Annotated in this window: 22 protein-coding genes; 5 read left to right on the top strand and 17 right to left on the bottom strand. The window is 65.0% G+C overall.

Annotation, left to right across the window (positions count from 1 at the left end; all coding sequences use genetic code 11):
- Positions 1-59 precede the first annotated feature (59 nt).
- Complete coding sequence (locus tag AC1D75_RS08610) at positions 60-1,511, bottom strand: aldehyde dehydrogenase family protein (protein WP_495514847.1); 1,452 nt, start codon at positions 1,509-1,511, stop codon at positions 60-62.
- A 58-nt stretch (positions 1,512-1,569) separates the two neighbouring features.
- On the opposite strand from AC1D75_RS08610, the gene AC1D75_RS08605 reads away from it, so the two are divergent.
- Positions 1,570-2,685 carry an NAD(P)-dependent alcohol dehydrogenase gene (locus tag AC1D75_RS08605; RefSeq protein WP_495514846.1) on the top strand — a complete coding sequence of 372 codons (1,116 nt, stop codon included), beginning with the start codon at positions 1,570-1,572 and terminating at the stop codon, positions 2,683-2,685.
- Between the two features lie 80 nt (positions 2,686-2,765).
- Here AC1D75_RS08605 and AC1D75_RS08600 read toward each other — a convergent pair whose 3' ends face one another.
- The 4 genes from AC1D75_RS08600 to AC1D75_RS08585 form a co-directional block, all read right to left on the bottom strand.
- The gene (locus tag AC1D75_RS08600; protein WP_495514845.1) at positions 2,766-3,848 is read right to left on the bottom strand and encodes a TauD/TfdA family dioxygenase; all 1,083 of its coding nucleotides are present in this window, start codon (positions 3,846-3,848) and stop codon (positions 2,766-2,768) included.
- 171 nt (positions 3,849-4,019) lie between these two features.
- Entirely contained in the window at positions 4,020-5,069 is a 1,050-nt protein-coding gene (locus tag AC1D75_RS08595) for a phosphotransferase (RefSeq protein WP_495514844.1), read from the bottom strand.
- Positions 5,070-5,074: 5 nt separating this feature from the next.
- Positions 5,075-6,169 carry a TIGR03857 family LLM class F420-dependent oxidoreductase gene (locus AC1D75_RS08590; RefSeq protein ID WP_495514843.1) on the bottom strand — a complete coding sequence of 365 codons (1,095 nt, stop codon included), beginning with the start codon at positions 6,167-6,169 and terminating at the stop codon, positions 5,075-5,077.
- A gap of 125 nt (positions 6,170-6,294) precedes the next feature.
- On the bottom strand, positions 6,295-7,155 hold the full coding sequence (locus tag AC1D75_RS08585) for an LLM class F420-dependent oxidoreductase (RefSeq protein ID WP_495514842.1): 861 nt from the start codon (positions 7,153-7,155) through the stop codon (positions 6,295-6,297).
- 251 nt (positions 7,156-7,406) lie between these two features.
- Here AC1D75_RS08585 and AC1D75_RS08580 point away from each other — a divergent pair, with 251 nt between their 5' ends.
- Positions 7,407-8,696, top strand: a complete 1,290-nt coding sequence (locus AC1D75_RS08580; protein ID WP_495514841.1) for a lipase family protein — start codon at positions 7,407-7,409, stop codon at positions 8,694-8,696.
- 45 nt (positions 8,697-8,741) lie between these two features.
- Here AC1D75_RS08580 and AC1D75_RS08575 read toward each other — a convergent pair whose 3' ends face one another.
- The gene (locus AC1D75_RS08575) at positions 8,742-9,164 is read right to left on the bottom strand and encodes a winged helix-turn-helix transcriptional regulator (protein WP_495514840.1); all 423 of its coding nucleotides are present in this window, start codon (positions 9,162-9,164) and stop codon (positions 8,742-8,744) included.
- Between the two features lie 133 nt (positions 9,165-9,297).
- Here AC1D75_RS08575 and AC1D75_RS08570 point away from each other — a divergent pair, with 133 nt between their 5' ends.
- Entirely contained in the window at positions 9,298-10,173 is an 876-nt protein-coding gene (locus tag AC1D75_RS08570) for an aldo/keto reductase family oxidoreductase (RefSeq protein ID WP_495514839.1), read from the top strand.
- Positions 10,174-10,204: 31 nt separating this feature from the next.
- Here AC1D75_RS08570 and AC1D75_RS08565 read toward each other — a convergent pair whose 3' ends face one another.
- The 4 genes from AC1D75_RS08565 to AC1D75_RS08550 form a co-directional block, all read right to left on the bottom strand.
- The gene (locus tag AC1D75_RS08565) at positions 10,205-11,353 is read right to left on the bottom strand and encodes a prenyltransferase (protein ID WP_495514838.1); all 1,149 of its coding nucleotides are present in this window, start codon (positions 11,351-11,353) and stop codon (positions 10,205-10,207) included.
- 3 nt (positions 11,354-11,356) lie between these two features.
- Positions 11,357-12,112 (bottom strand): class I SAM-dependent methyltransferase, encoded by a 756-nt coding sequence (locus AC1D75_RS08560; RefSeq protein WP_495514837.1) that lies wholly within the window; start codon positions 12,110-12,112, stop codon positions 11,357-11,359.
- Positions 12,113-12,121: 9 nt separating this feature from the next.
- Positions 12,122-13,384, bottom strand: coding sequence for a glycosyltransferase family 4 protein (locus AC1D75_RS08555; protein WP_495514836.1), 1,263 nt, complete (start codon positions 13,382-13,384; stop codon positions 12,122-12,124).
- Between the two features lie 120 nt (positions 13,385-13,504).
- A complete protein-coding gene (locus AC1D75_RS08550; protein WP_495514835.1) occupies positions 13,505-15,223 on the bottom strand; it encodes an FAD-dependent oxidoreductase in 1,719 nt (572 codons plus the stop codon).
- Between the two features lie 282 nt (positions 15,224-15,505).
- On the opposite strand from AC1D75_RS08550, the gene AC1D75_RS08545 reads away from it, so the two are divergent.
- The gene (locus tag AC1D75_RS08545) at positions 15,506-16,315 is read left to right on the top strand and encodes an acyl-[acyl-carrier-protein] thioesterase (RefSeq protein ID WP_495514834.1); all 810 of its coding nucleotides are present in this window, start codon (positions 15,506-15,508) and stop codon (positions 16,313-16,315) included.
- A gap of 12 nt (positions 16,316-16,327) precedes the next feature.
- On the opposite strand, the gene AC1D75_RS08540 is transcribed toward AC1D75_RS08545, so the two are convergent.
- Genes AC1D75_RS08540 through AC1D75_RS08515 form a run of 6 tightly spaced genes read right to left on the bottom strand, consistent with a single transcriptional unit; the run spans position 16,328 to position 19,855 of the window.
- Entirely contained in the window at positions 16,328-16,900 is a 573-nt protein-coding gene (locus tag AC1D75_RS08540; RefSeq protein WP_495514833.1) for a DUF3558 domain-containing protein, read from the bottom strand.
- Positions 16,897-17,460 carry a DUF3558 domain-containing protein gene (locus AC1D75_RS08535; protein WP_495516017.1) on the bottom strand — a complete coding sequence of 188 codons (564 nt, stop codon included), beginning with the start codon at positions 17,458-17,460 and terminating at the stop codon, positions 16,897-16,899. The genes AC1D75_RS08540 and AC1D75_RS08535 overlap by 4 nt, the downstream gene beginning before the upstream one ends.
- A gap of 43 nt (positions 17,461-17,503) precedes the next feature.
- Positions 17,504-17,890, bottom strand: coding sequence for an RNA-binding S4 domain-containing protein (locus tag AC1D75_RS08530; protein ID WP_495514832.1), 387 nt, complete (start codon positions 17,888-17,890; stop codon positions 17,504-17,506).
- The gene (locus AC1D75_RS08525) at positions 17,891-18,088 is read right to left on the bottom strand and encodes a hypothetical protein (protein WP_495514831.1); all 198 of its coding nucleotides are present in this window, start codon (positions 18,086-18,088) and stop codon (positions 17,891-17,893) included.
- Positions 18,089-18,137: 49 nt separating this feature from the next.
- Positions 18,138-18,929 carry a DUF4873 domain-containing protein gene (locus tag AC1D75_RS08520; protein WP_495514830.1) on the bottom strand — a complete coding sequence of 264 codons (792 nt, stop codon included), beginning with the start codon at positions 18,927-18,929 and terminating at the stop codon, positions 18,138-18,140.
- Positions 18,926-19,855: an AurF N-oxygenase family protein gene (locus AC1D75_RS08515; protein WP_495514829.1), complete on the bottom strand. Its 930-nt coding sequence runs from the start codon at positions 19,853-19,855 to the stop codon at positions 18,926-18,928. The genes AC1D75_RS08520 and AC1D75_RS08515 overlap by 4 nt, the downstream gene beginning before the upstream one ends.
- 146 nt (positions 19,856-20,001) lie before the next feature.
- Between AC1D75_RS08515 and AC1D75_RS08510 the strand changes: the two genes are divergently transcribed.
- Positions 20,002-20,505 carry a MarR family winged helix-turn-helix transcriptional regulator gene (locus tag AC1D75_RS08510; protein ID WP_495514828.1) on the top strand — a complete coding sequence of 168 codons (504 nt, stop codon included), beginning with the start codon at positions 20,002-20,004 and terminating at the stop codon, positions 20,503-20,505.
- 31 nt (positions 20,506-20,536) lie between these two features.
- Here the strand turns inward: AC1D75_RS08510 and AC1D75_RS08505 are convergent, their stop codons facing one another.
- Complete coding sequence (locus tag AC1D75_RS08505) at positions 20,537-21,970, bottom strand: aldehyde dehydrogenase family protein (protein WP_495514827.1); 1,434 nt, start codon at positions 21,968-21,970, stop codon at positions 20,537-20,539.
- Positions 21,971-22,135 lie beyond the last annotated feature (165 nt).

Raw genomic sequence — 22,135 nt, 5'->3', positions numbered from 1 at the left:
TTTCAGCATCGAATCTCATGCGCGGTGTTTCCCGGCCGCGCCACCGGGGTTCGGACGGGTCAGGCCGGCAGCAGCCGGATCGCCACACCCTTTTCCTGGGTGTACTCGCGCATTGCGCGATAGCCCCCGCCGCTGCTGAAGCCGCTGTCTTTGCTCATGTTGAACGGGAATCCGATGACCCCGGAATCGGCGAACTGGTTCACCGACACCTGACCGGCCTGCACGGACGCCGCCATCCGCAGTGCACGTGAGACGTCGCTGGTCCAGATCGACGCCAGCAGACCGAAATCCGTGTCATTGGCGATCGCGAGCGCCTCGGCATCGGTGGAGAAGGTCTGCAGCGCGAGTACCGGCCCGAAGACCTCCTCGCGGATGATCCGTGAGGACGACTCGGCGTTGTCGATCACCGTCGGTTCGATGAACCAGCCGGTGTCCCCGACTCCCGTCGGCCTGCCACCACCGGTGAGGATCTTTCCGCCCTCTTCCGGCGCAGCGTCGAGGAATCCCTGAACCCGTTCGTACTGAACCCGATTGACCAACGGACCCATGTCGAGGTTTGCCTCCCAGGCACCGACCCGCACGCCCCGCATCAGCTCAACGACCCGCTCGCGAACCTCACCGATGATCTCGGTGCTGACCACCAATCGGGAACCGGCATAACAGTTCTGGCCTGCGTTCTCGGTGATCGAGCCGACGATCGCAGGCAGCGCGACATCCAGATCGGCGTCGGCGAACACGACGTTGGGTGATTTGCCACCCAATTCGAGCTTCACCGGTGTCAACGACTCCGCAGCGGCGTGCATGACCGCACGACCTGTCGCCGTCGACCCGACAAACGAGATGTGGTCGATACCGCGATGCGCGGTGAGTGCGGCACCGGCGTCGGACAGTCCGGTGACCACGTTGAACACACCGGAGGGGATGCCGGCCCGCGCAGCCAGCGCAGCCATGGCCAGGATGACCCGCGGGGCCTCTTCAGAGGGCTTGAGTACCACGGTGTTACCCGCGGCGAGCGCAGGCGCAACGTTGGCGGCGGCCAACACTGCAGGCACGTTCCACGGTGTGATGACCGCGCACACCCCCAGCGGCTGAAGCAAGGTGTACCCGTGAAAGTCGGGCGTGCGAGTCGGCAGCGTGGCCCCGGTGAGCTTGTCTGCCGCACCCGCGAAATAGTCGACGATCGAGGTCGCGATGGCGATGTTCATCGCACCACCCCACAGCGGCTTGCCGACGTCGCGGGATTCGAGTGCGGCCAGCATGTCCGCGTTCTCTTCCAGTGCGCGTGCCCATCTCGCCAGAGCGGCACCGCGATCGGAGGCCGAGGTCGCCGCCCATGCGGGTGCGGCCTCACGCGCCGCGGCAACCGCCACATCGACCGTCGAGGCGTCCCCGCGCGCCACGGCGAAGAAGGCTGCTTCTGTCGAGGCGTCGATCAGCTCGATTGGGTTGCCGCCGCCCGGGACCCAGCCACCGGCGATGAAATGAGAAGCTTCGGGTACGTCGATTACCATAAGCAAATACTCGCAGCTTGATCGCGCAAGTCAAGACGGCATCTCTTATTCTAAGACAATGAAACCTGATGTTTACGCCGTCACCGCCGCTGTGGTCCGCCACGAGGGCGGCCCCTTCGAACTAGAAGAACTCGTCCTGGAAGGCCCCGCCGAAGGAGAAGTACTCGTCCGGGTGTCGAGTTCGGGCATCTGCGGCACCGACCTCGAGTTTGCCACGATGATGACCACTCCGGTGGTCCTCGGGCACGAGGGTGCCGGAATCGTCGAGGCCCTCGGCGCCGGTGTCACCGATCTCGCCGTTGGCGACAAGGTCACGATGACCTTCGCGCGATGCGACACGTGCAAACCGTGCCGATCCGGCGCTCCGGCTTACTGCGAGCACTTCTGGACCCACAACTTCATCGGTTCCCGACCGGACGGCACAACGGCGTTGTCCTACAGCGGCAGCGCCTACCCGCACTCGCCTGTCGGTGGGCACTTCCTGGGACAGTCCTCCTTCGCCACCCGCGTGGTCGCCCGCCGGAGCAGCGTCGTCCGGGTCCCCGATCACACCGATCTCCACACCTCCGGACCCTTCGGATGCGGATTCCAGACCGGTGCCGGGGCCGTGATGAACGTACTTCGCCCCCAGCCGGATTCGACCATCGCGGTGTTCGGGGTCGGCGGCGTCGGGGCGGCAGCGGTGATGGCCGCAGCCATCGAGAAGTGCGGAGCGATCGTGGCTGTCGACGTCAGCGACGTGAAGCTCGCACAGGCCCGTCGCATCGGCGCCACGCACACGGTGCGCAGCGACGACCCGGACCTGCTGACGATCCTGGACGAGATCGCGCCGGGCGGTTTCGACTACACGGTCGAGGCCACCGGTCGCGCCGACGTCGTCCGCAACGCGGTGTCGGCATTGGCGCCGCTCGGTCGATGCGGCGTTGTCGGCGTCGGCGCCAGTGCCGAGATGTCGTTCGAGTGGCGCTCAATCCTCGCAGGCCGCAGCGTGACCGGCATCACGGCGGGCAACAGCGTGCCGGAGACATTCCTGCCACGACTCCTCGAGCTGCACCACGACGGACTCTTTCCGGTCGACCAACTGATGACCAAGTTCGCATTCGCCGACATCGACAAGGCCATCGACGCGGTCCGACAGGGTTCTGTCGGCAAGGCCGTGCTCATCATGGAGTGACCCTGCGAAACCACAGGGCGCCCACCCGGTAAGAATCCGGGTGGGCGCCCTGCGTGTTCAGATCGCAGATCTCAGCGCGGTCATGCACCCCAATCAAGATCAGGGACAACCGCTTCGGCGATGTGCTTCACCCGGCTCGCCACCGTGGACTCATCGCCACCGCGCGCTTCATCTCTTCCTTGCACGACGTTCTTACCGAAACCCTCGACCATCGGACGACCGACATCACGCTTGAGCCACAGGCGCAGCAGGTGACGTCGGCGTTCCGGTTCGGGATGGTCTTCGAACGAGGTACGCGAGTGCAGCGCAGCGTAATTGAGCAGCCACTGCACGTCGCCGGGCTGAAAGTCCATGTCGATGGCCAGACCCGGTTCCTGCGCGATCTCGTCATACAGTTCGAGGAGTTCGATCTGGGCAGGCGTCAACCGCGGCACCTCCGGGTAGTCCTGCGCCGTGAAGATGATCGAACTGCCCGCGTACGTGGAGAAGATACCGTCGACGTAGCTCGCAATCGGGCTCACGTAGAACTTCGCCGGAGCGTCGTGGTCCTGCCGGTACCAGTCGAAGTACCAGTCCTCGAACAGCAATGGGGCCAGATCCGGTCTGCGATCGAGGATCTCGTTGTAGATCGTGGTGCCGCTGACCAGGCTGCTCGCGCCGCCCGACTTCGAACCGCGCAGACACATCAACGCAACAACGTCCGAGCTGTCGGAATGGAAGGGCAGCCGGTCACGCACGCGCGACGGTAGCGCGGACGGATCCGACCACGTCTTGTTCGAGGTCGCGATCACATGGTCGATCAGGTCTCCGACCTCGTTCTGCTTCATCGGCAACCCGAGATGCAGACCCATTACGAAAAAGATCGCCCCGGCGACCGCGTCGCCATACTCCTCGGTATTCAGACCCCGCACGAGGACGAACCCACGACCCGAGTCCATTGCGGCGGCGAAGGCCTCGATCGCCTTGGCGCAGACCGGCAATGGATACTTCTCGGCGCTCACGCTGCGAAGGTCCGGATCATCGGCGACGAACGCACGGCCGACTTCTTCGAGCTCGATCCGCTCGGCATCGGAGAGCCGGTAGATCCATTCATCTGTCTTCATGAGCTCGTCGCCGCGCCAGGCACTCGGGCCGGTGATCGGCTCCAGTATTCGAGTTGTCATCTGTAATCCTTCAGATTGATGTCAGCTAGAGCGGCGATCACACGACATTGCGGAACGCCATCTCGCACTATGCGATAGTGCCAAGCTGCTGAAGGGCTGTCAATCGGGCATTGCAGCGTTAACCGTGGCGTTCCTCGGTGGTAACACACCGAGTTCGCAATGACGCTTGGATCAGTGCGTCGAGCGCGCCAGCTCCAGGGTGCCCAGATCTCGAATCGCCGCACACGATCGCGCGACCATCGCCGCGAACATGGCGTCGCCACGATCGGTGCGGGTGCCGTAGGCGCATCCGAACACCGAGATCAGCGGACCCTGGATCATGGCGAATCGATAGTCATCCCAGCAATCGTCGGCGCTGTAGTCCGCCACGCCGTGATCACTCAGCGCTCGGCGGTAGTCGTCGACAAGCCCGGCTTCGTGCTCACGCCGGAGATCCGGCGACAGGCTGGTTCCGATGAAGTAGGCGAGATCGCGCGCGGGCAGCGCCAGACTCAAGGTCTGCCAGTCGATGGCCGTGACTCCCTGACCGCCGCCAGGCGGGAAGAGCAGGTTGTCGAGCCGGTAGTCGCCGTGGACCAGCGCAAACCGCTCGGCCCGGCCCAGGGCCCAACCTTGCGCCACCTCAACACAACTCCGGAGCGTCTCCTGGTCATCATCGGAGATCAGGCCTCCGAGTGCGTCGATGAAGATCTCGGTCGCCGGACCGTACATTTCTGCTAGCAACTTCGCATCGTCGGGGCTGTTGACCGAGAGTCCGTCGACGTCGAGGAGTGTGGGATCACACCACCGCGGACCATGGAGCCCCGCGAGATTGATCACCGCATCCCGAGCCTGCGCAACCGAGCATCCGGTGAGCTGATCACCCTGCTGCGACGGACTCATGTCCTCGAGCAACAGGGTGAAATCGGCGCCACTGTCAGAGATCGCCGCATAGTGACAGTGCGGACTCTTGACGGCGACGGTCGACGCGATGTCGGCGTAGAAGCGGGCTTCGGACCGGTACACCCCGGACAACATCTCCCGCGTTGCCGGGTCGGCGGCGGGCAACTTGGCAAGAAGTCGCTGTGGCACAGCCGTTCCGGTCAGTTCCAACCGGTAGCAGGTCCCGATCTGTCCGGTACCGACCGGTGCCGCCGTGACGGTATCGACGGTCGCTCCGAGTGCGGTCGAGAGCCATCGGGCGGTCAGCCCATCAGGTGAGGTCACGATGGGAGCGGTCACATGTGTCATGGTGCAACCCGTCCGGGGTTTGCGGGCAAGTGGTCAAAACGGCCGGCAGGCCGCACGCAGCGCCAGGCATCGATGACCGGGATGAGTTCTGTGGGTGTCGCGCCGTGCATGATGACTCCGTCGGCACCGCAATCGAATTGGTCCGCGATCCGGGCCGCACACGCCTTCGCACTACCTGTGGCCGATGCGGCAAGCCAGTGGTCCGGGAGCAATTCGGCCACCCGGTTCAGATCGTCGACCGTACCGATCGCATCAAAGGCGCCTGCGAAGTTCTGCACGAACTCGTCATTGCGGAACCGGTCGAGGTCGCTCTGATCCCAGCCGTTCATCTGGACCAGGACCTGGCCATAACCCTGCAGGTAGGTTGCCATCCGTCCGACGAGTTTCCGCAGGCGAAGCTCCTCCGGAATCGAATCCTCGATCGTTGCAAGTACCGACCAGATCCGCACCGAGGCCGGGTCTCGTCCCGCTTCGGTAGCAGCCTTCCGGATCGTCTGCACCGCATTGTGCAGCGTTTCATCACTGAAAAAGGTATGCAGCACAACACCATCGGCGATCCGCCCGGCGAGCTTGAGCGTCTTCTCACCGATGGCGACCATCATGATCGGGATGTCTTCATCGAACGACGCATCCTGCATGAGGAATGGATATTTACCCGCAGGCCCGTCGTGACCCGCCACCGCACCACCGGACCAGAGCGTCCGGTAGATACCGACCACATCCTCCAACTGCGCCGAGGTCACCCGCGGCAGACCCATGACGTCGAAGAGCATGTCGAAGCCGCGCCCGAGACCCAGCGCATAGCGCCCACCGGTCAGCCGATGCAGCGTCGTGGCCATGGTTGCCGTGACCAGCGGATGGCGGGTGTTGTGATTGGTTGCCGCCGAGGCGATCCCGATCCGTTCGCTGACCGCACCGGCCGCACCCGCCATCACCGCGGCATCCTTGGTGTTGAACCGCTCGGACAGAAAGATCGACCCGATGCCCAGACGTTCGGCGAGCGCAACCTCGCCGAGCAGATCGCGCGGGCTGTTCGCGTGCCCGGCGAGTCCATAGCAACCGAGCTCCGGAAGATCGACGTGAGCATCCATCTGCAGCGTCCTTGGTGTTGAGTGAATTCTCCTGGGCTACGGCTACTTTGGCACGCTCGGCGGCAATATGGGCTTGTTCGGCGGTATTGAACGCGGTCGAGGGGTTTTATCCCCTCGGTGGACGACTAGACGCTGACGGGACGCAGGCCGAGCTTGCCTGCGAGCTTTGCCAGATAGGCACCGGCCTTCTCGACATTGTCGTCGGGCACGCCGTACAGAACCGTGGTGACGCCGAGTTCGCGCCACTGGTCGAGCTTTTCGGCGACCGGCTTGAAGTCGAGCACCACGATCTGCGGCGCGCCCTCGCGCCCGGCGTCAGCCCAGATCTGTTGCAGCAGCCTCACCGAACCCTCGATGTCCTGCTCCCCCGGCGTGGTGATCCATCCGTCCGCACTGCGGGCTATCCACTTGAAGTTCTTCTCGTTGCCCGACGCCCCGACGAGTACCGGCGGGCCCGGCTGCTGGACGGTCTTGGGCCAGGCCCACGAGGGCCCGAAGTTCACGAACTCCCCGCTGTACTCGGCTTCCTCCTGCGACCAGAGCGCCCGCATGGCCTCGATGTACTCGCGCAACATGGTCCGACGACGCTTCGGCGGAACGTGATGATCGCCGAGTTCGTCCAGGTTCCAACCGAATCCGACGCCGAGGGTCACCCGACCGCCGGACAGATGGTCCAGCGTTGCGATGCTCTTGGCCAGTGTCAGCGGATCGGACTGCACCGGAAGCGCAACCGCGGTGCCGAGCCGGACCCGCGAGGTCACCGCAGCCGCACCACTGAGGGAAACCCAGGGATCGAGCGTGCGCATGTAGCGGTCGTCGGGCAGCGACGAGTCACCGGTCTGCGGATGGGCCGCATCGCGCCGGGTGGGGATGTGACTGTGTTCGGGGACGAAGTACGCATCGAACCCCGCCTCCTCGATGAGCGGCGCGAGCACCGACGGCGCAAGGCCCCGATCGCTCGTGAACTGGACGATCCCGAAGTCCATGGTTACAGCCTTTCCGCAAAGAATCCGACGTACCGAAGGGATGTGGACTGGTGACTGGACACCAGTCCGGCGAACTCCCGAAATATAACACGTTCCACATTGACCGGTCCGCCATTCACCCACCCGAGAAAACGGTTAGCGCCGCTTATGACATGCGTGTGCTTGCGACCACACATCCTTCTGATAGCGTCCCGACTCACATAAGTTACTGGCGGGTAATACCGTCGACGGAGCGCCGACGGGGGCGATGAATGCGGATATCTCGATTGGTATCGACGATTGCGATTGCGGGATTGGTGCAGGTCGCAGGGGTGACAGCGATTGCACAGGCCGAACCTGACACCTTTGGGGGCTTCTATGTCCCGCCTACAGACATCAGCGCCGACGCCGGGACCGTGTTGAAGACCCAGTCGATGCCGTTGTACGCCTCGGTACCCGGCCGCAGCGGTTCGTGGCCGGGCGAAGGACAGCGGATCATGTACACCTCCGCACTCCAGGACGGCACCCCGACCGCCGTGACCGGCAGCTTCGTCGAACCCGCGGTCCCGTGGCGGGGTGAAGGTGACCGGCCGACGATCGTCATCGGCCCGGGAACCGTCGGCCAGGGTGACCAATGTGCGCCCTCCCGCAACTTCTCCACCGCACTGCGCGTGAGCGACGATCCGCTCTCCGCATCGATCAACTACGAAGTGATCGCCGCGGACCGCTGGCTGGCCGAGGGAGCCCGGGTCTTCATCACCGACTACATCGGGCTCGGCACCCCCGGCACTCACACCTACGTCAACCGCGCCGAGGAAGCACACGCGATGCTCGACGGCGCCCGGGCGGCTCTAACGCTCGGCGACGACCCTGAGGCACCCATCGCTTTCTGGGGCTATTCCCAGGGCGGTGGCGCGGCAGCATCGGCGGCAGAGCTTCAGCCGACCTACGCTCCGGAACTGAACGTCAAGGGAACGTTTGCCGGCGCACCGCCCGCAGACCTTCTCGACGTGCTGCCCGCGATCGACGACAACCTCATCGCCGGAGCGATCGGCTACGCGTTGAACGGATTTGTCGAACGCAACCCGGAACTGGCCACGATCGTCGACGGTCAGGTCACCGCGTTCGGCCGCAGCGTCCTGAAACAGATCAGCACCGAGTGCATCGGTGACAGCATCCTCTCCCACCCGTTCCTGTCGACCTCGGACCTGACCAAGGACGGCCGGTCGATGCTCGACAATCTCAAGGGGATCCCGGCCGCGCTCGCGATTCTCGAGGACCAGCAGATCGGCAAGCTCACACCGACCTCGCCTGTCCTGGTGACCAACGGCCTCAATGATGACGTCATCCCGTACGCGCAGGCCCGGCGGATGGCACAGAACTGGTGTGATCAGGGCGCAACGGTGGAGTTCCGCAGCAACGGCATCCCGCCGATCCTGCCGGGCACTGCTGCCAATCACGCACTGCCGATGATCACCGACGGCGTACTGCCCGGCGGTGGCGTCGACTACCTCCTCGATCGCTTCGCCGGAAAGCCCCTGTCTGGCTGCCAGTTCAACTGAGTCGGGCTGCCAGTTCAACTGATCGAGTACGCGGCGATCGGGCCGTCAGGCCGCGCGGGCGTCGTGTGCCGCGCGGTTCTGGTCCACCTCGTCCATGTGCGTCTCGGCCCAGTTCTTCAGGCCGCTCATCAGGTGACGCAGTGACAGACCGAGATCGGTGAGTTCGTAGGAGACCGTGACGGGGACGGTGGCGGTGACGGTTCGCGTGATGAAGCCGTCTCGCTCCAGCGAACGCAGTGTCTGCGTGAGCATCTTCTGACTGACGCCCGCGAGCGCCCGGGACAGTTCCGAGAAGCGCATCGGACGGGGTTCGTCGGCACCGTACCCGCCGCCGAGCGCGCACAGGATCAGGGTGACCCATTTGTCGGAGAGCCGATCGAGCAGTTTGCGGCTCGGACAGACATCCAGGAATGCGTCGTATTGGGTCTTGGCCCGCTCTCGTTTTTGTGCCGCCGTCGTTGTGCTCATCGTCTGCTCCGCCTCACCTACAGGTAACCAAGGCACTTGAAAGTGCCCACTTCCCAATAGGAAGTTACCGGACGATCGTGAAGTGCGGCGCCACGAGGCGCCAACGCGCGATCGACATGAAAGTTGCAGACACATGAGCACACTGTCCCCAACCCTGCCCGGTGGCACCTGGGCGCTGGGCGATCTGACCGTCACCCGCTTCGGCTACGGCGCTATGCAACTCGCGGGCCCCTGGGCCATGGGCCCGCCCGCCGATCCGGACGGCGCGATCGCCGTCCTGCGCGAGGCCGTCGGCCTGGGGATCACCCACATCGACACCAGTGACGCCTACGGACCGCGGATCACCAACCAGCTGATCCGCGAAGCACTGCACCCCTACCCGGACTCGCTGCACGTCATGACGAAAGTCGGTGCGCAGCGCGACGATCAGGGTGGCTGGCCGACGGCACGAGAGCCGGATCAGCTGCGTCGTCAGGTCGAGGAGAACCTCGAATCGCTCGGGCTGCAGACCCTTGATCTGGTGAACCTCCGACTCGGCACCGCCGAGGGGACGGCGGCGGACCCGGTCGATGAAGCGTTCACGACGCTCGTCGACCTCCAACGGCAGGGCCTCATCCGTCACCTCGGCCTGAGCAACGCCACCCCCGAACAGGTTGCCGAAGCACAGGGCATCGGACCGATCGTGTGCGTACAGAACATGTACAACCTTGCCCACCGCCTGGACGACGAGCTGATCGACCGGCTCGCCGCGCAGGGCATCGCCTACGTGCCGTTCTTCCCGCTCGGCGGGTTCAGCCCACTCCAGTCCTCGGCGCTCTCCGCCGTGGCCACCCGGCTCGGCGCGAGTCCGATGTCGGTTGCCCTGGCCTGGCTGCTGGACAGATCACCGAACATCCTGCTGATCCCCGGCACGTCGTCGATCGCGCACCTCCGCGAGAACATCGCAGGCGCCGGGCTCACACTGTCCGAGGACGACCTCGCCGAGCTGGACACCATCGGACGCGAATGACCGCAACGCGCCGCGGATGGCCGGAACCCGGTCACGCAGTGGCGCAACCACACCCGCCCGAACCGGTCACCCGGATCCGGGTCGCCACCTGATCGGCGTCCCGGAAGATGCCGTTGCCTGCGGTGGTGCGACTGAGCGCATCGGCGGCAAGCACCACCGCAGCCGAGGTCCAGCAACTCTTCTCGACCGGCCAGCGCTTGCCGTCGGCGAACACCAGTCCGGTCCAGTACGAGCCGTCGGGGTCACGCAGATGCTGCATGTCACTGAGCAGCAGCGTGGCATCGGCGGTGTCGCCCAAGGCATCCAGGGCCAGCACCAGTTCACAGGTCTCGGCGCCGGTCACCCACGGCCGGTGATCCACACAGCGGATGCCCAGATCGGTGACCACGAAGTCGTGCCACCGCGCAGCGATCAGTTCTTGTCCGGCGCGACCACGGATCGCGCCGCCGAGCACCGGGTAGTACCAGTCCATCGAGTATTCGGGCTTGGGCTCGAACAGTTCCGGATGACTACGCAGCGCATGACCAAGCGCCAGCAGTGCGTTTTCCCAGTCACCGACCGGCCGGCCCAACTCGTTGCCGATCAGGATCGCGCAACCCAGCCCCTGATGAATGCTGGCGTTGCCGGTGATCAGCGCGCTGTGGTACATCCCCTCGTGGGCACCGGTCTGCGGGGGTAAGGGATGGGTTGCGCCCCAATAGAACTCCCCGCCCGATGCCTGGAACTCGGCAACCAGGTCCATCGCCGACGACACCGTCGGCCACATCTTCTCCAGGAATCGGAGGTCTCCGGTGATCAGGTAGTGATGCCAGACGCCGACGGCGATGTACGCGCAGAAGTTGCTGTCGGTGTTGGCGTCGGTCACCTCCCCGACCACGAGCCGGATCGGCCAGGACCCGTCTTCTCGCTGCATCCGCCGGGACCACTCGTAGGCTGCCTCCGCCTCGGCGATCAATCCGGTGGCGGACAACGCCATTGCCGACTCGATGTGGTCCCACGGGTCTGTCTGTCCACCCGGGAACCACGGCAACGCACCGGTCGGCTCTTGCATCGCCGCGATGGCCCGTCCGGTGGCCAGCCACTCGCCGACCGTGAGGATCCCGGCGAGGTTCGGCAGGTCAAGGTTGTCGGGCAGTTCAACAGTGTTCGGCGCGTCCGTCAGGTTCGGCAGGTCGGCCATGGATCAGGCCGACCCGGGGCCGGAGCCGGAGGCGGAGCTCGACCCGATTGCGGGCTTCTGCAGATACAGGATCACGCTCTTGCCGATCACCGGGTTGAGGATCTGCTCGCCAACCCGCGTCAGTTTCGGCGCGCTCATCATGTCCCACACCAGCAGCTTGTGATAGGCCTTCACCAGTGGGTGGTCGTTCTTCTCCACGCCCACCGCACATTTGAGCCACCAATATGGCGCATGCAGTGCGTGCGCGTGTCCCGTTCCGGTCACCTCGAGTCCGGCGCTGCGCAGTTTTTCGGCCAGTTCGGACGCCTTGTAGATCCGGATGTGCCCGCCCTCATTGGCGTGATACTCATCCGAGAAAGCCCAGCAGACCTTTTCCGGCCAGTACCGCGGGACCGTCACCGCGGCCAGCCCGCCGGGCTTCAGGATGCGCGCCATCTCCGCGATGGCGTCGGTGTCATCCGGGATGTGTTCGAGGATCTCCGACATCAGCACCACATCGAACTCACCATCGGCGTACGGAAGGCGCAGTGCATCACCGACTTCGGCGCGGGCCTTGGACGAGGCCGGAACCTGCCCTTCCGCGATCATCGCGTCGAACATCTCCGCGACCGAAGCCATGTCGCTTTCCGACTGATCGAATGCGATTACGTCGGCGCCACGCCGGAACATCTCGAACGAGTGCCGTCCCTGCCCGGCCCCGATGTCGATCGCCTTGCACCCCGCACCAACACCGAGTCGATCAAAATCAACGGTTAACAACGCTGCCCCCTAGTGCCCGAACGTTTCTGACTGATTGAACTCATCGATCGCCTGCTGGTAGTTCTGTGCGGTCTTGGCCGCGACGGCCGACCAGCTGTACCGGTCCTCGACCCGGGCGCGACCACCGGCACCGAGTCGATCCCGCAACTCCTTGTCACCGAGCAGCGACCCCAAAGCCGTTGCCAATGCGCCCGAATCCATCGGCGGCACAAGCAGCGCCGCTTCTTGCGCCTCCCCGACGACCTCGGGGATGGCACCGGCGCGCGTGGCAACCAACGGTGTCCCGCAGCTCATCGCCTCGACCGCGGGCAACGAGAAGCCCTCGTAGAGCGACGGCACACAGGCGACCTCGGCCGAGGCCAGCAACGCCGCGAGTTCGTCGTCGTCCAGGCCCGAGACGACCTCGACCGAATCGCGGATCGAGAGCTCGTCGATCCGGGTGTCCGACGGTCCGCCCGGCACCAGCTTCGACACCAGCTTGAGCTCGACATTCCGTTCGGCACGCAGCTTCGCCACCGCTTCGAGCAGATACGACACACCCTTGAGCGGCGCGTCCGCACTGGCAACACACACGATGCGGCCGGGCACCCGCTGTGTCGAGGGTCGGAATTGCTCGGTGTCGACACCGAGCGGGATCGTTGTCAGGCGACCTTCGGGGATGCTGAAGGCCTTGCGGATGTCGACCTCGCTACTGCGCGACACCGTGAGCAGCCGTGGTATCCGCCGGGCCACCCGGCCCTGCATGGCCAGGAATCCGTGCCAGCGTCGCGCGGTGATCTTGCGCCAGCCCTTCGCCGCCTTCACCGCGAGCTCCCGGTCCCGTGTGATCGGGTGGTGGATGGTCGCCAGGACCGGCAACCCGTCGCGCTCGATCTGCAGCAGTCCGTAGCCCAGGCACTGGTTGTCGTGGACGACGTCGAAATCTTCGGTCCGCTTCCGCAGGAGCCGAGCGGCGCGCAGGCTGAATGTCAGGGGCTCCGGGAATCCCGCGGTCCACATCGTCAGAACCTCGAGGGCGTCGATCCAGCTCTTGATCTCCCACGGCCACGGCGTCCGGAACGGATTCTCGTCGTTGTAGAGATCCAGGCTGGGCACCTTCGTGAGCGTGACGCCCGCGGCGATCGCCTTGTCGTCCAGATCGGGATACGGCTGGCCGGAGAAGACCTCGACCTGATGCCCCAGCAGGGCCAACTCCCGCGACAGATGACGCACGTACACGCCCTGTCCACCACAATGAGGCTTACTTCGGTAAGACAGCAGTGCTACGCGCATTGTGACCTTTCGTGCCGGGCCTGGTGGCCGTAACCGTATCCGTCCAGAACGTGCCTTGCTGGTTCGGCAGAACACTGCCGGGGCCGGCCGGATTCATCCGGCCGGCCCCACTTCGGGTGCCTAGGCCTTGGCGGCAGCCTCCATGGCCTCGATGCTGACGAGCTTGATCCGCCGTCGTCCGGCCTCTTTGCCTGCGGTGCGTTCGGCGAGATCGATCTTCTTCCAGCCGGCGCCATCGATCCGGTCGGCGCCCCGCTCCGCGATCAGTGCCGGGATCTCCTCGCGCGACTTCACCGGCTCGGCGAGCTTGCCCTCGGTGAAGTCCGCGATGACCGCGAGTGCCGTCTCCTGACCGCACAACCGGTTCATACCGATACCGCCGGTGGCCCCGCGCTTGATCCAGCCGGTGACGTACACGCCCTCGAGTCGTTCACCGCCTGGTGTCTCGAGCACGCGCCCTCCGGTGTTGGGCACCACGCCCTGACCCCCGTCGAACGGCACACCCTGCAAAGGCAGACCGGTGTAACCGATTGCCCGCATGACCACACCGGCAGGCAGATCGAACTCTTCACCCGTCGGCCGGATCGCAACCCGGCTCGATGCCGGCCGCGGTGAATCGCCGGAGTTGTCCGCCGACTCATCCGGAGCGTTCACGAACTCGTTTCGAGCACAACGGACCGTTTCGACACCCTCACTCGAACCCTTGATCGCCAGCGGCGACACCAGGAACCGGAACACCACCCGCTTGTTGCCCTCGGTGGGCACGCGCGCGGCGAACTCCTCGGCGATCCGCACCTTCGTGGCGATCGTCGAGTCGAGGGTGCCGGCGTCTCGTGCGGCCTGGTTCGCCGCGTCGAGCACCAGTTCTTCGGGGTCGATGATGACGTCGACTCCGGGTATGTCGCCCATCGCGAGGAACTCCGAGTTGGTGTACGCGCCCTGTGCCACACCGCGACGGCCGAGCAGGACGACCTCCGAGACGTTGCTGCTCCGCAGCTTCTCGAGGGCGTGATCGGCGATGTCGGTCTTGGCGAGCTTGTCGGGACTGTCCAGCAGGATCCTGGCCACGTCGAGGGCGACGTTGCCGTTGCCAACCACGACGACCCGCTGCGCCGACAGGTCGAAGTCTTTGTCGGTGTAATCGGGGTGCCCGTTGTACCAGGCCACAAAATCGGTCGCGGCGATGCTGCCGGGAAGATCCTCACCGTCGATACCCAGGTGCTTGTCGGTCGATGCACCATGGGCGTAGATGACGGCGCCGTAGTGGTCGGTCAGGTCACCGTGGTCGAGATGCTTGCCGACCTCGACATTCAGGAAGTACTCGAAGGTGCGCTTGGCGGCGGTGGACGCAAACGTCTTCTCCACGCCCTTGGTCGACGGATGGTCGGGCGCGACCCCGGCCCGGACCAGGCCGTACGGGGTGGGGAGGCGGTCGAACATGTCGACGCGGATCGAGCTGTGCCGGACCAGTTCCTCGGCCGCATAGAAGGCGGCGGGCCCGGCCCCGACGATCGCGACGTGGAGTTCTTTGTCTGCCGGTAGCGGGGGCTTCTTGCGCGGGGCGACCAGACCGCCCGACACGTCGTGGTCGGTGTAGTAGTCCGCGTTGATCTGGAGGTAGCGTTCCTGGCCTTCGTCGAGCGAGTCGTCCGGGAAGATCGCCTCAACCGGGCACTCATCGATGCATGCACCACAGTCGATGCATGTATCCGGATCGATGTACAACATCTCCGCGGTGGCGAACTCCGGCTCATCCGGCGTTGGGTGAATGCAGTTCACCGGACATACGCTGATGCAACTGGCATCGTTGCAACAAGGCTGCGTGATCACGTGTGCCATACGGCCCCTACCTCGACTACTCTCTTCGTTCCAAAAGTGGAACCTGTTCCAATTTTTACCCTGAATTCGCCCGGCGTCCAACTACCAGGCCGCGACGAGGAGTTTTGGCTGAGTCCCCCGCGGCCGAGTAGACGTGTCGGAAGTCATCTTTCGACATTTTTTGTTACGCCGGTCCCACAAAGGTAATGCCACCCACCCGATTACGAGAAGCCCATATGCTGCGATCCTGGTGTGGACCTTCGCGACACCGGTTTGCCACCGCGGAAAACGAGAGGACCCGAAATGCCGGATTCGCCGATCGACGCTGCATTGCACCCCATCGAGCTGCCCGATCTCAAGGAAGGCGCCCGCCACTTCGAGTCGAATTACCGGGTTCGTACAGGCGATGTCGACCAGTACATGCGCTTGCGGTTCGACGGACTGACCCGCTACCTGCAGGACATCGCCAACGACAACCTCGAGGCGACCGACTTCCACACCACCGATCCGTTCTGGATCGTCCGTCGCACGGTGATCGACGTGATCCGCCCGATCTCCTGGCCGGCGGAGGTGAAGCTGGAGCGCTGGTGCGGCGCGCTGTCGACCCGCTGGACCAATATGCGGGTCCGGGTCACCGCGACCCACGAGACCAATCGGTTCAATCCGGAGCCTCGCGAGGACGGACTCATCGAGACAGAGGCGTTCTGGATCAACGTCAACGATCAGGGTCTGCCTTCACGGCTGACCGACGATGCGTTCGATCTGCTGAGCCAGTCGACCGACGAGCATCGACTGCGGTGGAAGTCGATGAACACCGCAACCGCGCCCGAGCCGTCGGAGGCCGACCGCCCGCATGTTCTCCGGGCCACCGATTTCGATCCGTTCAAGCATCTGAACAACGCCGCATACTTCGCCGTTGTCGAAGATGAGGTCCTCGACCACGAGGACCTCGTCAAGGGCCCGCATCGCGTCGTCATCGAATACCTGCGGGCGATCGAGCCCGGAGCAACGGTGACGATCCGGCGCCGACGAGAAGCCGATCAGCTGCAGATGTGGATGATCGACGGCGACAAGGTGGCAGCGACCGTCACCATCACCAAACGCCCCGACTGATCCCCCGGCCCGTCACTGTCCCCCGCCGAGCAATATCTCCATCAGCTTGGTGGGCGCCGCGCAGGGATCGCCGATCGGTGTCGCGCTGCGCGGTTCGACGAACCAGGTGTAGATCCCACCGCCGGGCGCCCTGGCGGTGATCCCGCATGCCGCCGGACGCGCCGGGTTCACCTGCGTGAAGGCTGTGACGCTGGCGACCTTGACGTTCTCGGTGGTGTAGCCGAGTTGTTTGGCCGTCGACTTCTCCACCTCGATGTCGCCCCACTCGAACCAGTTGAACGTGACCTCGGTGACCACCGGGCCGTTGACCGTCCACCGGCAGATCGCACCGTAGAAGCCCGGTTCTGCGACCGTGCCGCCGACCGCGTTCGCGATGGACTCCGGTGCGATGATCTCGCACTCGTACAGGAGGCGTTTGTAGTCGTCGGTGTCGACGTTCCCGTCGGCGGTGCCGCTACCGCCGCCGATCGCGGTGGCATCCCCGTCGACCGCCCGGGTACAACCCGCCAGCAGGGCGACGGTGGCCAGCACAGCCAGCAGGACCGGCCCGACGACTCGGCGGCGAACCCCGCCTCGCCCGATCATTTGGCGTTCTCGATCGATTGGGTGGCAAGCGTTTTGGCCACTTCGCAGATCTCGGCCCGGCTCGGGTATGCCTGATCCGGTGAGGCCAGGCCGTAGGTGACCGACCACTCGAAGAAGTCAGCGCCGAAGTCGATACCGATCTCGCAGATGCCCTCACTCGAGCCGATGAACCCGGTGTGGCCGTCGATCGTGATGTCCTCGACCACGTCTCGGGAGAGCTGGATGGTGGCGCGTTCGCGGCCGATCGGGCTGCCGCGATACCAGTTGAACGACAGCTGCGGACCGAGTTGGTCCTGCGCGGTGACCCATTCGCAGACAGACGTGTTGTTGATCGTGTTCGTCAGCCCGCCGATCTTGGAGACCGCGGTGACGTCCTCGGTGGTGACACCACCACATTCACCGAAGAACGGCCCCTCCCCGGCCTTACCGGTGGGTGCGTCCGCCTTTGTTGTCCGGTCGGTGTCGGCGGAGCTGTCATCGGAGCAACCCACCACCATGAGCATCGCCGCGAACGCCGCCGCCATCACCGCCCCGATCCGATTCCTGCGCGCCGAGGTCATCACAGATTGCAGTGTAGAGAAGTGCCCGCCTGCGACCGACTGATCAGCCGACATCGGGTCGGCCGAGCAGCCGGTCCGTCTCGCGCCGTTCACGTTTGGTGGGACGACCGCTGCCGCGATCACGCAGCGGGAGCGCGGCGAGCAGTTCTTTGGGAGGAGGAGGTGGACTGCGGTCGATGAAGCACTCCGCCGCAACGGGTGGGCCGACCCGCTTGGAGACGACTCGGGTGACCTCCACGATGCGGTCGCGGCCGGCAGCCCGGATCCGGACCTCGTCGCCGATCGCCACATGCTGCGCAGGCTTGGCCGGGGTTCCGTTGACCTTGACGTGTCCACCGCGGCAGGCGGTGGCAGCGGCGGACCGGGTCTTGGTCAGCCGGACCGACCAGATCCAGCTGTCGACCCTGGTGCTGGGTTGCGCGCCTGACATCTACTTGCTGAGCAGCTTCCACAGGGCGGCGCCACCGGCGACCACCCCGACGATCAGGGCAATCCAGAAGTTGGTGATGAGCCACAGGACACCGAAGATGATCACCGCCGGGGCCAGAGCAAACAACACCATGCCGGGATGGGCGGCGACGGTCTGCTTGACCGCCTGGGTACGAGCTCTGTCGATTTCTTTGGCCATGGTTCCTCCTCGACCTGGCGCGACCTCGTGCGGTCGCGCGCTGCCCAGTCTACGGAGAATTGCCCGGTGCAGGAATCAACTGCGAACCAGGCCCGAAGCCGCGGACCAAAAGCTCGGCGTCGTCGAGCGGATAGGGCGGTGCTCCGATCCCGGTGATCCGCACGGTCCCCCACGGGGTGACCTCCGAGAGGCGGGCCGGTGCCGGTTCGCCATCGCCGACCACGACCTCCACCGCGGTGACCTTGGCGTCCTTGAGAGCGCGGACCTCGTCACCGAAGGCGATTCCGGCCCAGTGGAACTGGCCGTCGAGGGGGTCGACATAGCCCTGGACCCGGATCCGGGAGGTCACCTGATCCTCCTCGTGACCGATGGACGCCGGTCCGTCGTAGACGCCATCGTCCCGGATCTCGGCAGAGCTGAAGTCGTAGTCGGAGGCGTCGAACCGCTTGAGCTCACGGGAGCGTTTGTGCTCACCGCCATTGGCGCGGACGTAACCGAGCCATGACCGTTCGATCGGTATCCGCACCTGCACCCGGGTCGAACCGGACAAGACGAGTTCGTCGACGGCCGCACCGATGTAGTCGACCGCCGAAGCATCGACGTGAAAGAGGTTGGGCTGCCGACTACTGATGATCCCGAGGTAGTTGTCGTCGGGTGCGGCGTCCGAGGTGATCAGGATCCGGCTGCGGTCGTCGTTGTCCCAGAGATCGGTGGTGGCGTCGAACTCCCCGACCGCCGCCACAGTCGAGAACTCGATGTCGTTGGGCGATCTGCGCAACCGTGCCACCATCGCCGACATCGCCGGTCCCGACCCGACCAGGCCCACGCGTAACCGGCTCATTCGAGGAAGCCCGCCTTGCGCCACGCCCCGCGCGAGAACCGGGTCATCAGACCGTTGTCCTCGAGGAACTGCGCGAGGTCGGCGAACCCGAGCAGCTGCATCTGATGAAAGTTCGGATTGCTGCGGGCGGCTTGCGTGGCCTCGTTTTTGTCCAGGCCTGCCCGGGCGTACATGGCCGGATTGGTGAAGAGGTACTTGAACCGCAGCGCGGCCAGGCCGTGCAGGTTCGCGGCCAGAAAGGTCTCCCAGCGCCCGCGGGTGCCGCGACGACGGACGATCCCGTCCCTGGCGAACCCGATGTGCCGGGACTCTTCGGTGACGTGGATCCGCATCAGCCGGGAGACCAACGGCTGTAACTCGGGATCATCGAGCATCTCACGCTGCAGGGCATCGAAGATCTCCTCGCCGACCAGCGCGGCAACCCACATCATCGAACCCCGCAATCCGAACGGGAGCACCAGCATGAGCCTTCGCTCCCACCCCGCCAAGCCATAGGCCCGCGCGCCGCTACGTTCTATGGCCCGCCCGAACATCACCATGTGGCGGCATTCATCGCCCATCTCGGTCAGGGCGTAGTGACTGACCGACGACGCCGGATCCTGCTTGAGAAGTCGTTGCAGCAGAGACCGATTGAGCAGGTTCTCGAACCAGATGCCGATCGAGAGGATGTTGGCGAGTTCTTGTCGGGACACCTCGATCCGCTGCTCCTCGGACAGGCCGTTCCACAACTCGGTGCCGTACAGACTGCACACCCGCGGTGGCAGGAAGTACTTGTCCGGATCGAGTGGGGCGTCCCAGTCGAGGTCGACGATCGGTGAATACGACCGCTTGACCGAACCGCTGAGCAATCTCGCGGCGATCGCTTCACGACCGCCGGACACCTCGGCCTTCTGGGATGTGGATCGGGATCGGGATGGGGCTGACATCGGGCCTCCTGGTGGCGTTGTGTTCGCTGAACCCGACGCTATGCGCCACTCGACAATGTGTCAACGCTCACTGTCACATAAACCGGTGGCGACATTGAGGTCGGGACCTCCCCGGCCGCGCGTGGCCGCTGCTGTTGAATGGGAGGATGCCGAGCGACTTCCCAGACGACGACCCCATCGCCGAGGCTCGCCGAAATTGGGAGGCGGCCGGGTGGGGCGACGTAGCGGTCGGCATGCAGGCCGTGACGTCGGTGATGCGTGTCCATCAGATCCTGCTCGCCCGGGTCGAATCGGTTCTCAAGCCCTGGGGGCTGAGCTTCTCCAGATTCGAACTCCTGCGACTACTGGCATTCAGCAGGCGAGGCGCATTGCCGATCACCAAGGCCAGCGACCGGCTCCAGGTGCACGTGACGTCGGTGACCCACGCGATCCGCCGCCTCGAAGAGGCCGGCATGGTCCGCCGCGTACCGCACCCGACGGACCGTCGCACCACACTCGTCGAGATCACCGATTCCGGGCGCGAGACGGTGGAAGAAGCAACCCTCGCGCTCAACCGCGAGGTCTTCGGTGACGTCGGAATGACCGAGTCCCAGGCCAATTCACTGGTCAAATCCATCAACGCGGTACGCAAGCACTCCGGCGACATCTGAGAAACCGATGCCGCCGGGGTGAGGTTCGGACTCAGTCGTTGTCGCCGAAGATCGCCTTCGCCTCGAGGAACTCCTCGATCCCGAACTTGCCGAACTCGCGGCCGTTGCCCGACTGCTTGTAGCCACCGAACGGGGCGCTGCGGTCCAGCGGGGCCCCGTTGACGTGCACCGTGCCGGTCCGCATGCGGCGGGCGATGCGGCGGGCCCGCTGCGGATCGGCCGATGAAACCAGCCCGCCCAGACCGTAATTCGAGTCGTTGGCGATGCGGACGGCGTCGTCCTCGTCCTGGTAACCGATGAGCGTCATCACCGGACCGAAGATTTCTTCGCGGGCGATGGTCATGTCGTTGGTGACGTCGGCGAACACCGTTGGCCTGACGAAGTAACCCACCTCGACACCCTCTGGTCGGCCCGGACCACCGGTCACCACCGTGGCACCCTCATCGATGCCGGCCTGGATCAGCCGTTGGATCTTGTCGAACTGCGCTTTCGAAACCACCGGTCCGATAACGGTATCGGCGCCATCGGGTGCGCCGACCACGATCTTCGCCGCCGTCGTCCCGGCGATCTCGGCGGCCTCGTCCATCCGCGATGCCGGCACCAGGATGCGTGAACCGGCGTTGCAGGATTGCCCCGAATTCACCACCATCGCCGCGACGTCGCGTGCCACGGCCCCGGCGAACGCGTCGTCGTCGACGATGATGTTGGCCGACTTGCCACCGAGTTCCTGCGCCACCCGCTTGACCGTCGGTGCGGCATTCTTGGCGACCTCGATACCGGCGCGGGTCGAACCGGTGAACGAGACCATGTCGACCTCGGGATGCGACGACAGGGCCGCACCAACCGTCGGACCATCTCCGTTGACCAGGTTGAACACACCCGCGGGTACGCCTGCGTCATGCATGATCTCGGCAAACACCAGAGCATTGAGCGGAGCGATCTCCGACGGCTTGAGCACCATCGTGCAGCCGGTCGCCAGCGCCGGTGCCACCTTTGCCACGATCTGGTTCAGCGGCCAGTTCCACGGGGTGATGAACGCGCAGACCCCCACCGGCTCGTAGACAACAGTGGTCGAACCGAGCTTCTCTTCGAACTCGTAGTCCCGCAGTGCCCGGAGCGTGGCCTTGAGATGTCCTAGCCCGGACGGCGCCTGGGCGGCAGCGGCCAGCTTCGCCGGCGCACCCATTTCCGCACTCACCGCCGCGGCCAGATCATCGAGCCGCGACTTGTACACCTCGATCACCCGTTCCAGCAACGCAATTCGGTCGTCGCGGCTGGTGGCGGCGAAGCCGTCGAAAGCCGCCCGAGCCGCGGTGACGGCCCGTTCGACGTCCTTTTCATCGCCGAGCGCGATGGTGGCGATACTGCGCTCCGTTGCCGGATTGACGACGTCGAGCGTCGCTGCGCCGACGGGATCGACCCACTGACCGTCGATGTAGAACTTCTGGGCATTGGCGGGCGTCATCGGTTTTCTCCTCGCACCTGGATCGGTTACCTACCTCTCTACCAGTGGCGGGCCGCTCGACCAAGATCGGCGCCGATACAAACAACTTCGCTCACTGTCCTCACCTCCGCGCGGTCTGCGGTGCAGACTGCGCGGGCATGAGTTCAGTGAGCGAAGTGGTGGTGC

The organism is Williamsia sp. Y712 (assembly GCF_059445525.1).
This window is presented reverse-complemented; position numbering and strand designations above follow the sequence as displayed.

Bases quoted from the DNA above. Each gene is read 5' to 3' on its own strand.
- AC1D75_RS08565 (WP_495514838.1), bottom strand. From the start codon at position 11,353: ATGGCCGACCTGCCGAACCTGACGGACGCGCCGAACACTGTTGAACTG.
- AC1D75_RS08550 (WP_495514835.1), bottom strand. From the start codon at position 15,223: ATGGCACACGTGATCACGCAGCCTTGTTGCAACGATGCCAGTTGCATC.
- AC1D75_RS08535 (WP_495516017.1), bottom strand. From the start codon at position 17,460: ATGACCTCGGCGCGCAGGAATCGGATCGGGGCGGTGATGGCGGCGGCG.
- AC1D75_RS08515 (WP_495514829.1), bottom strand. From the start codon at position 19,855: ATGTCAGCCCCATCCCGATCCCGATCCACATCCCAGAAGGCCGAGGTG.
- AC1D75_RS08570 (WP_495514839.1), top strand. From the start codon at position 9,298: ATGAGCACACTGTCCCCAACCCTGCCCGGTGGCACCTGGGCGCTGGGC.
- AC1D75_RS08530 (WP_495514832.1), bottom strand. From the start codon at position 17,890: ATGTCAGGCGCGCAACCCAGCACCAGGGTCGACAGCTGGATCTGGTCG.
- AC1D75_RS08580 (WP_495514841.1), top strand. From the start codon at position 7,407: ATGCGGATATCTCGATTGGTATCGACGATTGCGATTGCGGGATTGGTG.
- AC1D75_RS08590 (WP_495514843.1), bottom strand. From the start codon at position 6,169: ATGGATGCTCACGTCGATCTTCCGGAGCTCGGTTGCTATGGACTCGCC.
- AC1D75_RS08510 (WP_495514828.1), top strand. From the start codon at position 20,002: ATGCCGAGCGACTTCCCAGACGACGACCCCATCGCCGAGGCTCGCCGA.
- AC1D75_RS08600 (WP_495514845.1), bottom strand. From the start codon at position 3,848: ATGACAACTCGAATACTGGAGCCGATCACCGGCCCGAGTGCCTGGCGC.
- AC1D75_RS08555 (WP_495514836.1), bottom strand. From the start codon at position 13,384: ATGCGCGTAGCACTGCTGTCTTACCGAAGTAAGCCTCATTGTGGTGGA.
- AC1D75_RS08540 (WP_495514833.1), bottom strand. From the start codon at position 16,900: ATGATCGGGCGAGGCGGGGTTCGCCGCCGAGTCGTCGGGCCGGTCCTG.
- AC1D75_RS08575 (WP_495514840.1), bottom strand. From the start codon at position 9,164: ATGAGCACAACGACGGCGGCACAAAAACGAGAGCGGGCCAAGACCCAA.
- AC1D75_RS08520 (WP_495514830.1), bottom strand. From the start codon at position 18,929: ATGAGCCGGTTACGCGTGGGCCTGGTCGGGTCGGGACCGGCGATGTCG.
- AC1D75_RS08605 (WP_495514846.1), top strand. From the start codon at position 1,570: ATGAAACCTGATGTTTACGCCGTCACCGCCGCTGTGGTCCGCCACGAG.
- AC1D75_RS08610 (WP_495514847.1), bottom strand. From the start codon at position 1,511: ATGGTAATCGACGTACCCGAAGCTTCTCATTTCATCGCCGGTGGCTGG.
- AC1D75_RS08545 (WP_495514834.1), top strand. From the start codon at position 15,506: ATGCCGGATTCGCCGATCGACGCTGCATTGCACCCCATCGAGCTGCCC.
- AC1D75_RS08585 (WP_495514842.1), bottom strand. From the start codon at position 7,155: ATGGACTTCGGGATCGTCCAGTTCACGAGCGATCGGGGCCTTGCGCCG.
- AC1D75_RS08525 (WP_495514831.1), bottom strand. From the start codon at position 18,088: ATGGCCAAAGAAATCGACAGAGCTCGTACCCAGGCGGTCAAGCAGACC.
- AC1D75_RS08505 (WP_495514827.1), bottom strand. From the start codon at position 21,970: ATGACGCCCGCCAATGCCCAGAAGTTCTACATCGACGGTCAGTGGGTC.